Annotated in this window: 10 protein-coding genes; 1 reads left to right on the top strand and 9 read right to left on the bottom strand. The window is 58.1% G+C overall.

Annotated elements, in window-relative coordinates; all coding sequences use genetic code 11:
* Positions 1–159: 159 nt before the first annotated feature.
* The 9 genes from AAC076_RS06335 to AAC076_RS06295 form a co-directional block, all read right to left on the bottom strand.
* Positions 160–1,542 (bottom strand): PhoH family protein, encoded by a 1,383-nt coding sequence (locus AAC076_RS06335; protein ID WP_339843717.1) that lies wholly within the window; start codon positions 1,540–1,542, stop codon positions 160–162.
* A 323-nt stretch (positions 1,543–1,865) separates the two neighbouring features.
* A complete protein-coding gene (locus AAC076_RS06330) occupies positions 1,866–2,231 on the bottom strand; it encodes a hypothetical protein (RefSeq protein WP_339843716.1) in 366 nt (121 codons plus the stop codon).
* 172 nt (positions 2,232–2,403) lie between these two features.
* Positions 2,404–3,987 (bottom strand): ATP-dependent RNA helicase RhlB, encoded by a 1,584-nt coding sequence (gene rhlB, locus AAC076_RS06325; RefSeq protein ID WP_339843715.1) that lies wholly within the window; start codon positions 3,985–3,987, stop codon positions 2,404–2,406.
* A gap of 120 nt (positions 3,988–4,107) precedes the next feature.
* Complete coding sequence (locus tag AAC076_RS06320; protein ID WP_339843714.1) at positions 4,108–4,764, bottom strand: alpha/beta hydrolase; 657 nt, start codon at positions 4,762–4,764, stop codon at positions 4,108–4,110.
* Positions 4,765–4,785: 21 nt separating this feature from the next.
* A complete protein-coding gene (gene yeiP / locus AAC076_RS06315; RefSeq protein WP_339843712.1) occupies positions 4,786–5,352 on the bottom strand; it encodes an elongation factor P-like protein YeiP in 567 nt (188 codons plus the stop codon).
* Positions 5,353–5,450: 98 nt separating this feature from the next.
* Positions 5,451–8,897 carry a mechanosensitive channel MscK gene (gene mscK, locus AAC076_RS06310; protein ID WP_339843709.1) on the bottom strand — a complete coding sequence of 1,149 codons (3,447 nt, stop codon included), beginning with the start codon at positions 8,895–8,897 and terminating at the stop codon, positions 5,451–5,453.
* 165 nt (positions 8,898–9,062) lie between these two features.
* Positions 9,063–10,865 carry an acyl-CoA dehydrogenase gene (locus tag AAC076_RS06305; protein ID WP_339843707.1) on the bottom strand — a complete coding sequence of 601 codons (1,803 nt, stop codon included), beginning with the start codon at positions 10,863–10,865 and terminating at the stop codon, positions 9,063–9,065.
* 86 nt (positions 10,866–10,951) lie between these two features.
* Positions 10,952–11,932, bottom strand: coding sequence for a serine/threonine protein kinase (locus AAC076_RS06300; RefSeq protein ID WP_339843705.1), 981 nt, complete (start codon positions 11,930–11,932; stop codon positions 10,952–10,954).
* An 87-nt stretch (positions 11,933–12,019) separates the two neighbouring features.
* Positions 12,020–12,739 (bottom strand): ComF family protein, encoded by a 720-nt coding sequence (locus AAC076_RS06295; RefSeq protein WP_339843702.1) that lies wholly within the window; start codon positions 12,737–12,739, stop codon positions 12,020–12,022.
* 86 nt (positions 12,740–12,825) lie between these two features.
* Between AAC076_RS06295 and bioB the strand changes: the two genes are divergently transcribed.
* Positions 12,826–13,872 (top strand): biotin synthase BioB, encoded by a 1,047-nt coding sequence (gene bioB, locus AAC076_RS06290; protein ID WP_339843700.1) that lies wholly within the window; start codon positions 12,826–12,828, stop codon positions 13,870–13,872.
* The last annotated feature ends 143 nt before the right edge of the window (positions 13,873–14,015 follow it).

The following is a 14,015-nucleotide window of genomic DNA, read 5'->3' as shown; positions in this document are numbered from 1 at the left end:
TATGCCGGATTGATTGGGGGCGTGCTCTGTATTGGGCTGATAGGCGTGGTTTATAGGGGCAATCTGCAGGCTTCAAAGGATGTGTGTAGAGCGAAAGCTACTGGTTTCTCTGGGCCTTGACTCGACCCAGGGAAACCAGAAAGAGCTCTCTTGCTGCTGTTAAAGGTGCGTTTCCGCATACTCGGCCAGTACCGAACGGGGAACACCCTGTAGATGGATATGCACACCGTGGGGAAAATCCTTGAAGCACTCGGTGAGGTAGGTCAGGCCAGAGCTTGTTGCATTGAGGTATGGGGTATCGATCTGCGCGAGGTTGCCCAGACAAACCACCTTGGAGCCGGCTCCCGCTCGGGTGATGATGGTCTTGATCTGGTGTGGAGTGAGATTCTGACTTTCGTCGATCAGAATAAAGCTCTGCTGAAAGCTTCGCCCTCGAATGTAGTTCAGTGACTTGAATTGCAGTGGAACGCGATCGAGTATGTATTCCACGCTGCCGTGGGTACTTTCATCGTCCATATGCAGCGCTTCGAGGTTGTCGGTAATCGCGCCCAGCCAGGGTTCCATTTTTTCTGCTTCGGTCCCTGGCAGAAAACCAATATCTTCATCCAGTCCCTGGGTACTTCGGGTGGCGATGATGCGTCGATAGGTTTTACTGACCATCGTCTGCTCTATGGCTGCGGCCAGCGCCAGGATGGTTTTGCCCGAGCCAGCGGCCCCGGTCAGGTTGACCAGATGGATGTCCGGATCGAGCAGGGCATACATGGCCAGAGCCTGGAAGATATCCCTTGGATGCAGCCCCCATGCCTCCTGATGCAGAAGCGGCTCCTGGTGTAGATCACGCAGCACTACCCGGTCTCCATCGATGGCGGACACCCAACCGATAAATCCTTGTCCGTCAATGATGAAGTCGTTGATGTGCAGTCCCGGCATTTTCGCCATTAACTGGACTTCATGGACCGTTTTGCCCAGGCGCTGGTGAGTTTCCACGCGGTTGACTGTATCCCAGAATGAACCCGCTACCTCGTGGTAACCGCGTGCCAGCAGCGCAATATCGTCGACCAGTTGATCAGTATGATAATCCTCCGCATCAATGCCACAGCCACGTGCCTTGAGTCGCATATTGATGTCCTTGGATACCAGTGCAACACGGACATCGGGATGACGACTCTGCAAGTGGCAGAGCTGGTTGATGATCTTGTTATCGTTCAAGTCGTTGGGCAGGCAATGGGCGGGGATGATATTGCGGTCCATGAGAATCGCCAGACTGCCATTGTTACCCAATTTGCCACGCTGAATAGGCACCCCTTCTTCAACCAGCTCTGGCGGTGCGTCGGCAAGCGTGAGATCGATCAGGCGAATGGCCTGCCGACAATCTGCTGCAATACTGGTTTTTCCGGATTTGAGCTTGTCGAGTTCTTCCAGAACAGTCATGGGTATGATGACGTGGTGTTCTTCGAAGTTGAGGATGGCGTTTGGATCGTGGATCAGGACGTTGGTATCGAGGACGTAGAAGGTGTGTCGGGTTGGTCCGCACGCTTCCATAAGCTGGCACCTCGCAGGAGCGGTATATCCGTAACTGTATCAGTCGCCTGTGGCAGCGTCTGGCAGTCCGCAGGACCGGCTCAATCGGTCTGCAGGTATCAAGGGATCACCTGCAGAAATCGGCCGGTTAAGAAATTTATAGCGCACTTGGGATGACATTCACAAGCGTGGAAACGGCAATTTGGGAATATTTTGCGAATAGACCAACGGGCATATTCAGGGGCCGGAAAAACCCGTTATATTGATAGGCCGTGCTGCAGGGTAGGGTGGTCGAAGCCGGTATCAAAGCGAGTATGACACCGCCAATACCAGCTCCGAATCAGTTAGAGAGTCAGGGAGCTTTCAGGGAATTCGCTACGAAATTTCCGCTCGCTGCTGGCCTTGAGCTTGGTGCCACGATCTATTTCCCGCTGGCCTTTCTGCAGCTCCTTGCGTGAATCGCGCAGCTCTTTTTCCGCCTGGCGGATGTCTTTCCTGGCTTCCTCCACACGCTCTTCGCCCGTCACGATCAGCCTGGTGCCTTCCTCCCAGTCCTTGGCCAGATTCTGCTTGATCGCCACTTCGGCGCCCTGTACCGCAGCATGGTCGCGCATCATGTCGGCCGCTGTAGGCTGATTTTTGGCGCAGCCGGCCCCCACGAGGACAATGCTGCTTAGAGCAAGAATATTTGAAACTCGGTTTTTCAGCATGGGTAACTCCTGTCGGGGCTCGTCACGTGACGGGACGCAAAGCGATCGACACCTTGCTCCAACTGCATTGCAGTCGCCTGAATTGAGGCAGGAACCCTAATGGCTGAGATACCTGGCTGCAAGGCGCAGCCAGGATTGGAGAGGGTTTTTTAGCTACCGAATGTTGCCTGGTCTATCGGCGGCGTTGCCGATCACCACCGCTTGCGCGCTTGCGATTGGCGGCTGCAGCCGCAGCCTGCTCCGCCTCATTCGCGTCGCTTGCGGCTCTTTCGGCATCCGTCTGATTGCGGGCCGGGACCTTCTGCAGCATGTGGGTTTCAGGGGGAATACAGACCAGCTTGTTGCCCAGCAACTCCTCGATTGGCTGGATCTGGAAGGCATCATCCTCGCAGGCAAAACTGATGGAGGTGCCCTTGGCGCCGGCCCGACCTGTGCGGCCGATACGGTGGATGTAATCCTCGGCATCATCTGGCAGGGTGTAATTGATCACGTGACTGATGCCGTCAACGTGAATGCCGCGGCCGGCCACATCGGTGGCGACCAGCACACGGAGGCTGCCATCGCGGAAGCTATCCAGAGTACGCACCCGCTTGTTCTGCGGGACATCCCCCGACAGTTGTGCAGCGTTGATGCCATCGCGCACCAGGCGCTCCTGGATGCGCCTGACCTGGTCCTTGCGGTTGGCAAAGATCATCACCCGGCTGAGGTTTAACTGGGTGATCAGGTTGTAGAGCAGCGTGTACTTGTCGTCACTGCTGACCGCGTAGACCTGTTGGTCGACATTGGCCGAGGCGGCGCGCTCGGGTTCGATCTCGACGATAGCCGGGTCCTGAGTCCATTGCTTGGACAGGTTCATGACGTCGTCGCTGAAGGTGGCTGAAAACAGCAGCGTCTGACGGTCACCCTTGCGCGGAGTCTGGCGGATTATCTGACGCACCTGGGGAATAAAGCCCATATCCAGCATGCGGTCGGCCTCATCGAGGATCAGCACTTCGATCAGATCCAGATGCACCTCACCACGGTTGCAGAAATCCAGCAGCCGGCCGGGGGTGGCCACCAGGATATCGCAATGGCGTTTTTCCAGCTGCTTGATCTGTTTGTCCAGGTCCATCCCGCCGACAAAGGACATGACATTCAGGCCGCAGAATCGGGTCAGGCCGATCGCGTCATTGGCGATCTGCATCACCAGTTCTCGAGTCGGAGCAATGATCAGCGCCCGTGGCTCGCCCATGAAGCGCTCATCCGGTGGTGGCGTTTCCAGCAGCTGGGTAATAGTCGAAATCAGGAAAGCTGCAGTTTTGCCGGTACCGGTCTGGGCGCGCCCGATTGCATCTTGTCCCTTGAGCGTATTGCCCAGAACCTGGGCCTGGATCGGTGTGCAGTAGCTGAAGCCCTGGGCCTGAATGGCCTGCATAAGACTGTCGGGAAGAGGGAAGTCGTGGAAGCGGGTCTTGCCTTCTGCGGGTTCGACGGCAAATTCTGACAGGGACCATGGCTTTTCTTGCGGTTTTGTTTCGGGTCTACTCTCGGCCCTTGGGGGTGTTGGTTTCTGGGGCGACGTGCCCCGTGGCGGCCTGGATTCCTTGCGTGCCTGGTTGGCTGAAGGCTGGCGTGACCGTGAACCACTCTCTTCCGGCTTTGGTTTTGCGCCAGTGTGGCTATTGGCAGTGGTGCTGGAATCTTCGCGGAAGGGTTGCTGGTTTTTATCGACGGGGGCATCTGCGGCCCCAAACAGCTTTTTCAGTGCTTTCAGCACAGGCATCTCTCTACATGGCGTTTGAATGATCACCGGCCAGTGTAAAGCACGGGGGAGTTTTCGCGAAGCCCCGGCAGGTCGTTTTTTGACCAATATCTGCCGGGGCGCAAAAGCTGATTATCAGAAGCTCAGGCGCTGCCGCAACCAGGTATTGATGTCGGAGATCTCCTGCGGGCAGACTTCATGGCCCATGTTGTAATCGTGCCATTGCGGCCGATGCCCGGCTTTTTCTACAAGATCGTGGGCCAGCCGACCCATGGCGTGGGGGACCATCGCATCCTGACGACCGTGGGCAAAGAACATGTCGAGCTTCTTGTCTGTCTCGCCGAGCAGGTCCTCGATTGTCGGGCCATAGGTAGAAAGTGCCATGACGCCGGCGAGTGCCAGTCCCGACTGCAGTGCCGAGTGCAGAACCACCGCGCCGCCCTGGGAAAATCCGGCAAGGATGATGCGTTCGATCTTGATGCCCTTGGCGACTTGCTCGTCGACAATCGAGCGGACCGTATCGGCCGATTCCTGCAGTTGTTCCTGGCTGATTGCACGTGCCGGAGACATACCGATGATGTCGTACCAGCTAGGCATTGGCATACCGCCGTTGATGGTAACGGGGCGAGTAGGAGCCTGTGGGAAAATGAACCGCAGGCCGTGGCCAGCGGGCAGATTCAGTGCGTCGACGACCGGCACGAAGTCGTAGCGGTCGGCACCCAGTCCATGCAACCAGATAATACAGGCATCAGCCTGACCGGGCGGATCGATAACCAGTGGTGATTGACTCATTAGGTAGCTCCTGTTGCCGCGTCAGGCGCGGGACATGAATTTTCCGGATTCGGTATTGATGCGCACAACTTCACCGGTTTCCAGATATTCGGGTATCTGGATTTCCAGGCCGGTCGCAAAGCGGGCGGTCTTGGTGCGGGCGCTGGCAGAAGAGCCCTTGATCGCCGGGGGTGTTTCCTCGATAGGCATTTCCACCACAGCGGGCAGCTCGACCCCAACCAGATTGCCTTCGACAATCAGCCCGTAGAGCCCGTCGACGCCGTCGTAAATATAGTCGATCTGATCTTCGATCTGCTCGGCGTTGAGCGTGAACTGGGCAAAATCCTCATTATCCATGAAGGTATATCCATCGGCGTCCTGATACAGGTACTGGATGGCTCGCTTCTGGAAATCGATGGGGGCGAGCATGTCATCGCCGGTCAGGCTCTGATCGAGCTTCTGCTTGGTCTGCACGTGGTTGAAACGCACCTTGTACAGCGTAGTACCGCTGCGTGAGGAGGGGCTTTTCACGTCGATCTGCGACACGATATAGGGTTGACCATTGATCTGCACGATCTGGCCTTTTTTCAGTTCTGCGGCTCTGGGCATGACTCAACACACTCGATAGAGGAAAGGCGGCTATTGTGCTTGCTCGGCCGTGCTCGCTTCAAGCAGGGATCTGTGAGAATCGGTCTGAACCGGTAAGCTCAGACCGTGGGGTTGTCCGGGCCGGCTCCTAACGCCGACTCGCTGTCCGGGGACTCCGGCTTTGCTTCTTTCCTATTGCTGGACGGTGTGTCGGGGTCGCTTTGCGGCTTCACCGGGTCCGAGTCGGATTGCTGATCAGGTCGCCGGCTCTCGCGCTGGCTGAAAATCAGTTTGTCCAGCCCTGCACTGGTGCGCAGGTTGACATCCAGCTGACGGAAGGCAATTTCGATTCCGTTGGCAGCAAAGAGCCTGTCGATTTCCCGATTGATTTCGTCGATGGCCATATTGCGATCGATCAGTTCGCGCACATGAATCCGAAGTTCATGGTCAAGGGTGCTCTCGTTGTAGGCCAGGAACAATACCAGTGGTTCCGGATCATCCAGCACTCGGGTGTTGTTTCTGGCTGCCTGCAAAAGCAGTTCTCGGGTCTTGGCCAGATCTGATCCGTAGGCCACGCCGACCTTGATGATCACCCGGGTAACGGTGTCCGACAGGGACCAGTTGATCAGGTGGCTGGTAACGAATGTCTTGTTCGGGACGATGATTTCCTTGCGGTCGAAATCGGTAATGGTGGTGGCGCGAATACGGATACGGTTTACCGTGCCGGACAGATCGCCAATGGTTACCACGTCGCCGATGCGGATCGGGCGCTCGAACAGGATGATCAGACCCGAGACGAAGTTGGCGAAGATCTCCTGCAGACCAAACCCCAGTCCCACGCTCAGCGCTGCCACCAGCCACTGCAGCTTGTTCCAGCTGACGCCGAGGGCGGACAGGCCGTAGACCACGCCGACACTGACAATAACGTAGCTGAGCAGGGTTGTGATCGCATAGCTGCTACCCTGGCGCAGGTTCAGCCGCGATAACACCAGTATTTCCAGCAGGCCGGGCAGGTTGCGTGCTAGCGCGATCGTGAGAATCACGATGATCAGGGCCACGAGTACATCCCCGGCACTGATCGGTGCCATCAGCGGGTTGTCCGAGGTGCCTTTGTTGTACTCCCAAAGGGTCACCGATTCGAGATAGGAGGTTGCACTGAGCAGGTCCGCCCAGGTCAGATAGACCAGAACTGCGAAGACGATGGTCAGGATCAGCCGCGCCAGGCGCAGGGACTGCTGGTTGATCTGGCGAATATCCATCTCCGGGATCTCCACCCCCATTTCCGCATCCTGGGTCTCACGGGCAGGTGCTGCCTGGCGCTTGTTCAGCGCGCGCTGATAGGCCAGACGGCGTCCGGCAACGTTCAAGTTGCGTGAGACCGTACCCTGGGCCACCATCCAGCCGGCAATCAGATAAAGGGTTATGAAAAAGCGATCGGCCAGTCGTATGGCGGTGTAGTGATAGCCCCAGAACGACATGCCTGCCAGCGCCAGCGGCGCCAGTACCAGCAATAGTGTGGCGCCAATGTGCAGCAATCTCGAGTGGTACAGCGGTTCGGTTTTCCACATGACCCGCCCCAGCAGCAGGCTTAGCAGCAGCATGCCGATCAGCATGGTGGCTCGACCGATCACGTCATCGCCCAGGTGCGCGGGGTTGGCAGTATCAAGGGCAATGACCAGTACCAGGGGCAGCAGCACCCAGGCGCCGTTGCGGATCAGGTGGTGGAGCCGGGTGACCAGCTCGCTCTCCCAGCGAAAGTGACGTACGGCAATGCCATTGGGTTCCAGCACCCGGTAGAGGAAGTGCAGTACGAACCAGGCAATGGCCAGCTTCAGCAGCGCTGCGCCCAGGGCAGGGAGGGGCGTGGGGTCGCCAGCCAGCAGCAGGACACCGAAGCCACAGAAAATGATCGGCATCGGTAGCACGATAAGCGCGGTCAGCCCCAGTGCCTTGGGGGTATGCCGGCTGCTGTCGTGGCGGAAATGGCCAACATCGGCGTTGATGTCGCGCAGCTGGGCGCGCCAGCGACGCCGGCGCCAGGCATAGACGGCCAACAGGATGACCAGCAGGGCGGGACCGGGCCAGCGAGCGCCGATGGTCGCCGCCAGTGTGCGCATCCTTTCGGGCAGTTTCAGGTCTTCGAACCGCGTCTGTATCTGGACCGGCAGGGCGAGTACCCAGGCCTTGTCGATCGGGCGGCTGCTGGCGACCCAGAACAGCTGATCGTCGATAGTGCGGCGTAATTGGCTGCTGAGTTGCTGCAGCTGCCGCTGGTTGATCTGTAATGTGATCGCCAGGCTCAACAGGGTGCTGATGTTGTTGCTCAGTTGTTCGGTCAGAAGCGTTCGGCTGGCAATGACCTTGCGAATATCATCGCCCAGCAGTTCGCGCTGATCCGGTGGTAGCGGCGCCAGCAGTTGTGCCAGATAGGCCTCGGGATCGGCTAGCTGTTCACGCAGCTGGTTGAGCTCGAATTCGCGCAGACGCAGATCTGCCACGCGGTCGGCGATGCGAGTATCCAGGCGCACAGAGGGCAGGGCCTGCTTTTGCTGATGCAGGATGCGTGAGAGCAGGGTGCTGCCTTCGAGCACGTCGATCTGTTGTTCCAGGGCGTCTTCGACCTGGGTGGCGCTGTCGATCTGCTGTTTGGTGATGATGTTCTTGCGCGTCAGTTCGCCCATTTCGCTGGTGGCCGCGAGCAACTCTTCGCTGAGCCGCCGGTTAAGGCTGCCCTGGGTCTTGAGGAGTTCGTGGTTGCTGGCGCCCTGTAATGCCTCTGCCGTGGTGTCGCTGACAGTCTGCTCGGACTGGCCCAGTCGCTTGTCGTTGATCACGTCCTGGAGTGCCTGCACCTCCTTCTCTATATCGGCAATCTGCAGGCTCATCAGGGTACGGCGATGGCTGGCCAGATCCTGCAGCACGTTGTTGAATGACAGCTGCTGGCGCAAGAGACTGTTGGCGGTCTCCAGGCTGCGTTGTTCGGCTTTCAGCATTGCCTGGCGTGCGGCTTTCTGTGGACTGTCGGCCTGGCGCTGCAGCGCTCGCAGTTGTTCGGCGATGGTCTGGCTGCGGGTCTGGTTGGCAGTCACCTGTGCCTGGGTGCGTTCCGGTCGCGTCTGGGCGGCGATCAGGTCGCTGTTGATAGCAGTCAACTGGTTCTGCCAGTCGAACATGGTGGTGACCTTTTCGGTCAGCCGGGCTTGCAGCACTTCCAGACTCTGGTTCTCGAAATTGTCGCGGATCGCCTCGACAGTGCGCGGCTGGATGCTGTCCGCGCGCTGGCGTACGCGTCTGGCTTCCTCGGGAGCGTTCTTGAGCTGCTCCTGCAACTCGGCCTGCTCCTTCTCCGTCGCTATGGTTTTCTGCAGGAAATCGATAGTGTTCTGATAGAGCTCCTGCAGCTCCTGTTTTTCCGTGTCGGGCATGCTGCTGGCGGCAAGCGCTTCGAGCTTCGTCTGTGCGGCGTCCAGGGTCTCTTCCAGTTCGCTTGCCGCCAGGACGGTGCCAGCGAAGAGCAATTGCGCAAGCAGGACGAAGGACAGCAGGACACGGGAGCGAGGCAGCATGGATGTCTTTCCGATAGGCAATATGGATCAGGGAGCAGCGTAGTCTTACTGTGGGTGCTTGGGAAGGCAGAAACAGAAAAGGCCGCACAGGGGCGGCCTTTTCTGATGCTGGCGGTGTGGCTCAAGTCACACCGCGTCAGGCTGGATTCGGAACCGTCTGTCGGCTCAGAACCAGCTGTCCTGCATTTCCATGCAGGTCACGTCTCGATTGTCGAGAATTTGCAACGCGTGATGGCAGCCGGGGACTTCCCAGGTAAGGAAGAATCGGGCGGCCTGCAACTTGCCCTGGTAGAAATCGGCATCCACTGCCTTGCCCGAATCCAGTCCGCGCTGGGCATGTACTGCCTGCTCCAGCCAGCGCCAGCCGATGACCATGTGGCCAAAGGTATTCAGGTACAGGGCCGAGTTGGCCAGCGCCTGGTTGACCTTGCCCTGCATCATGTCGCCGAGCAATGCCTGGGTCACCTTGCCGAGATGCGCATGAAGCTTTTCAAGTGGCTCGCGCAGTTCGTTCAGCGAGTCGTATTCGCGTGCCTTGCTGCAGGTCTCCTGAATAAGGCTGGAAAGCTGCTTGAGGGCGGCGCCCTTGTTCATTGCTACCTTGCGGCCCAGCAGATCCAGGGACTGGATACCATGGGTGCCCTCATGGATCGGGTTCAGGCGATTGTCGCGGTAGTACTGCTCGACCGGATACTCGCGCGTATAGCCGGCGCCACCGAGAATCTGGATTGCATGTTCGTTGGCCTTGAGACAGAACTCCGACGGCCAGGACTTGACGATCGGCGTGAGCAGATCCAGCAGTTCCAGGGCGGTCTTGCGCTCTTCTTCAGTTTCCAGGGTTTCGGTGTCGTCGAACAGACGGGCAGCATAAAGACCCAGGTCAAAGGCGCCTTCCACATAGGCTTTCTGGGTCAGCAGCAGACGCTTGATGTCAGTGTGCTGGATAATCGACACCTGCGGCGAAGACGGGTCCTTGCCATCGGGCAGACGGCCTTGCGGACGGTCGCGGGCGTACTCCAGCGAATACAGGTAACCGGCGTAGCCGAGCATCACGGCGCCCATGCCCACACCGATACGCGCCTCGTTCATCATCTGGAACATGTAGGACAGACCATTGTGCGGCTTACCTACCAGATAACCAACACACTCGCCTTTCTCACCGAAGTTGAGAGCGGTCGAGGTGGTGCCGCGCCAGCCCATCTTGTGAAACAGACCTGCCAGAGCGACATCGTTGCGCTCTCCGACAGTGCCGTCATCGTTGACCAGGAATTTCGGTACGATGAACAGCGAGATACCTTTAACGCCCGCAGGAGCATCGGGTAGCTTGGCCAGCACCATATGGACTATGTTTTCCGACAGGGGATGATCGCCACCGGAAATGTAAATCTTGTTGCCCTTGAGGCGGTAGCTACCGTCTTCGGCAGGTTCTGCCTTGGTGCGGATGTCCGAGAGCGATGAGCCTGCGTGGGGCTCGGTCAGCGCCATGGTGCCGAAGAACCGGCCGTCGATCATGGGCTGCAAAAAACGCTCTTTCTGTTCATCACTGCCGAAGGCTTCGATCAGATTGGATGCGCCCATGGTCAGCATCGCGTAAGAAGACGTCGCAATGTTGGCTGACTGGAAGTGAGCAAAGCAGGCCTGGGAAAGCAGATTGGGCATCTGCATGCCGCCCTGCTCGAAGGTGCGCGTTGCGTTCAGGAAACCGGCCTCCAGGAAAGCGTCAACGGCTGGCTTCACATCAGGAATCAGCTCGGCCGCACCATCCACGTACTGGGGCTCGTTTTCGTCGTTCTTGCGGTTATGCGGAGCAAAAAACTTGTCTGCAATGGTGCGCGCAGTGTTGATTGCTGCGTCAAAGGTCTCACGATTGTGATCGGCAAAGCGCGGCCGCTGGGTCAGGCCTTCGGCATCCAGCACTTCATAAAGCTCGAAGGCCAGGTTGCGGGAATCAAGTAGGGTATCGGACATGCTCGGTGCCTCTGTAAAAAGTGCGTGCAGTGTATTCAGTCAAAAGGTGACTGAAAACGGCCATTGATATCTCTTATGCCGCCTGATCAGAACCGCCGAAGCAGCGGCTCATCCAGCGCAGCCCGTTGTTCTCGCAACGTCAGTACCTGGTCGGCCCAATAACGCTCGCTGGCGAACCAGGGAAAGTGTTTTGGAAAGGCCGGATCGTCCCAGCGGCGCGCCAACCAGGCACTGTAATGAATCAGACGCAGTGTTCTTAGCGATTCTATCAGAGCCAGCTGGCGTGGATCGAAGTCGTGAAACTCGTTGTAACCTTCTACCAGTTCAGCCAGTTGTGCCTGACGCTGGTTGTGGTCCCCTGACAGCATCATCCACAGGTCCTGAATTGCCGGGCCCTGGCGGCAGTCGTCCATGTCGACCATGTACAGACTTTCATCGCGCCAGAGCAAATTACCGACGTGCAAGTCGCCATGTAACCGTACTGTTTTGAATGGGACGGACTGCATACGCTGGTCGATGACCTGCATCAAATCGTCGGCGACTGAAAAATAGGCTGGGCGAAGATTTTCCGGTACTACTCCGGATTCACGCAGCCAGTGCAAGCTGTCATGTCCGAAGCTCTGCACCGTAAGCGAAGGACGGTGCTCGAAAGGCCGCATTGCCCCGACGGCGTGGAGTCGGCCGACCAGGCGGCCAAGCATTAGCAAGTGATCTGGATTATCGAGCTCGGGCGCCCGCCCGCCAAAACGTTTGAAGAGGCTGAATCGAAAGTCGGCAAATTCGAACAGGGTCCGGCCGTCAACCTGCATTGGAGGTATCACGGGAATATCCCGGTCAGCCAGTTCAAGTGAATAGGCATGTTCCTCAAGAATGGCCCCATCGCTCCAGCGGGCAGGCCGGTAGAACTTGGCGATCAGCGGCTGCACGCCCTCTATGCCGATCTGGAAGACGCGGTTCTCGTAGCTGTTCAGCGTCAGGGTGCGTGCATCGCTGAGAAATCCCAGGGATTCAACCGCATCAAGTACGGTATCGGGTGTCAGCGAAGCGAAGGGATGTTGCGAGTCCATGATTATGCAGCCGGCAAGTATAGGCAGCCATGGTGGCGCTTATGGGGAGAAGCTTCAAGCTGCAAGCGGCAGGTTGGCCGCGACCGCTCAGGGCGTCCTGGCCAGGCACCATATGCTCACACTTGCTGCCCCCGCCTCAATCAACACGCGAGAGGCGGCGTCAGCGGTGGCACCCGTGGTAACCACATCATCTACCAGGGCCAGATGCAGGCCCTGAATTGCTGACGACGGCGTGCTCAGAAAAGCACCTTCCAGATTGCGTCTGCGGTCTTCGGCACTCAATCCCTGCTGGGCCTGTGTATGCCTCACTCGCAAAAGGCTGCGATGACAAAAGGGAATCTGTAGTTGGGCAGCGATCGGTCTTGCCAGCTCCAGTGCCTGGTTGAAGCCGCGTTTGGCCTGTCGCGCCCTATGCAGTGGCATCGGCAGTAGCTTGTCAGGGAAAGACATATCATTTTCATTGTAGTGATAGCGCACCGCCTCTGCGAGCAGACGCGCCATTAGCCTCCCGTAGATCAGCTGGTCGTGGTACTTGAAGGCGGGAATAAGACTATCGATCGGGAATCGATACAGTAGCGGACAGACCACCTGAGCGAAGGCAGGAGTGTTGCGCTGGCATTGACCGCAGAGCTGGTCGTCAAAAGGCAGCGGTAAAGCGCAGCGGCGGCACTGACTGCCGAGCCAGGGCAGGTCGGATCGACACGGGTCGCAGAGGCCGGGCGTGGTCTGGGGGTTGGTGCCCAGGCAAAGCAGGCATTGGCCGGGTTGAGTGTTTTTTAGCCACTTGTAAACCGCGTGAGCGCTCAATGGTTGACAGCCTCCTTGCCATCGTTATCATGCGGTGCTTAGATTCCACTAACGACGTTTTCCGTGCAACTGCCAGGATTGAACCCATGACAGCTTCAGTAACCCGCCACAACTGGACTCCCGCCGAAGTGCTGGCCCTGTTTCGTCAGCCCTTCAACGACCTGTTGTTCCAGGCCCAGACCGTACACCGCCAGCATTTTGATGCCAACCGGGTACAGGTCTCAACGCTGCTGTCGATCAAGACCGGCTCTTGCCCTGAGGATTGCAAGTATTGCCCGCAGTCCGGCCATTACAACACCGGTCTGGAGAAGGAAAAGCTGCTTGAAGTTCAGAAGGTGCTGGATGAAGCAGTCGCCGCCAAGGCAATTGGCGCGACACGCTTCTGCATGGGCGCGGCCTGGAAGCATCCTTCCGAGAAGGACATGCCCTACGTCCTGGAGATGGTAAAAGGTGTACGCAAGCTTGGCCTGGAAACCTGCATGACGTTGGGCAAGCTGACCAAGGAGCAGACAGCGGCACTGGCTGACGCAGGTCTTGACTATTACAACCACAATCTGGACACCTCGCCGGAGTTCTACGGCAAGATTATTACTACCCGTACATTCGGTGATCGCCTGGAGACCCTGTCTTACGTGCGCGATGCGGGGATGAAGATCTGTTCCGGGGGTATTCTGGGCATGGGTGAGTCGCTGGAAGACCGCGCCGGCCTGCTGATCCAGTTGGCCAACCTGCCGGAGCATCCCGAGAGCGTGCCGATCAATATGCTGGTCAAGGTCAAGGGTACGCCGCTGGAAAATGAAGAAGACGTAGACCCCTTCGACTTTATCCGCACCCTGGCTGTTGCGCGCCTCATGATGCCCAAATCCCATGTGCGTCTGTCCGCCGGTCGTGAGCAGATGAATGAGCAGACCCAGTCCCTGGCGTTTTTCGCTGGCGCCAACTCGATATTCTACGGTGACCGCCTGCTGACGACCTCCAACCCGCAGGCAGAGAAAGACATGCGTCTGTTTGATCGCCTGGGCATCAAACCCGAAGAACGCCAGGAACACGATGACGAAGTTCACCAGGCCGCGATCGAACAAGCCCTGGTCGAGCAACGTGATAGCGCGATGTTCGTCAACGCCGCAGGGTGATCGAGAAAAGCGTAAAGCCAGAAGTTGGAAGCTAGAAGCTTATAACCGGAACCGCAGCGCTGCGCCAAGGTTTTGCTTCCAGCTTCCAGCTCAAGTTCTCTTGCCACCTTGCGCCCGTTAACTTCCCCATACCGAGCCTCAAC

This window comes from uncultured Halopseudomonas sp. (assembly GCF_963977355.1).
Classification (GTDB): domain Bacteria; phylum Pseudomonadota; class Gammaproteobacteria; order Pseudomonadales; family Pseudomonadaceae; genus Halopseudomonas.
This window is presented reverse-complemented; position numbering and strand designations above follow the sequence as displayed.

Coding starts and splice junctions, on each gene's coding strand:
- AAC076_RS06335 (WP_339843717.1), bottom strand. CDS start 1,542: ATGGAAGCGTGCGGACCAACCCGACACACCTTCTACGTCCTCGATACC.
- AAC076_RS06330 (WP_339843716.1), bottom strand. CDS start 2,231: ATGCTGAAAAACCGAGTTTCAAATATTCTTGCTCTAAGCAGCATTGTC.
- AAC076_RS06320 (WP_339843714.1), bottom strand. CDS start 4,764: ATGAGTCAATCACCACTGGTTATCGATCCGCCCGGTCAGGCTGATGCC.
- yeiP (WP_339843712.1), bottom strand. CDS start 5,352: ATGCCCAGAGCCGCAGAACTGAAAAAAGGCCAGATCGTGCAGATCAAT.
- mscK (WP_339843709.1), bottom strand. CDS start 8,897: ATGCTGCCTCGCTCCCGTGTCCTGCTGTCCTTCGTCCTGCTTGCGCAA.
- AAC076_RS06305 (WP_339843707.1), bottom strand. CDS start 10,865: ATGTCCGATACCCTACTTGATTCCCGCAACCTGGCCTTCGAGCTTTAT.
- AAC076_RS06300 (WP_339843705.1), bottom strand. CDS start 11,932: ATGGACTCGCAACATCCCTTCGCTTCGCTGACACCCGATACCGTACTT.
- bioB (WP_339843700.1), top strand. CDS start 12,826: ATGACAGCTTCAGTAACCCGCCACAACTGGACTCCCGCCGAAGTGCTG.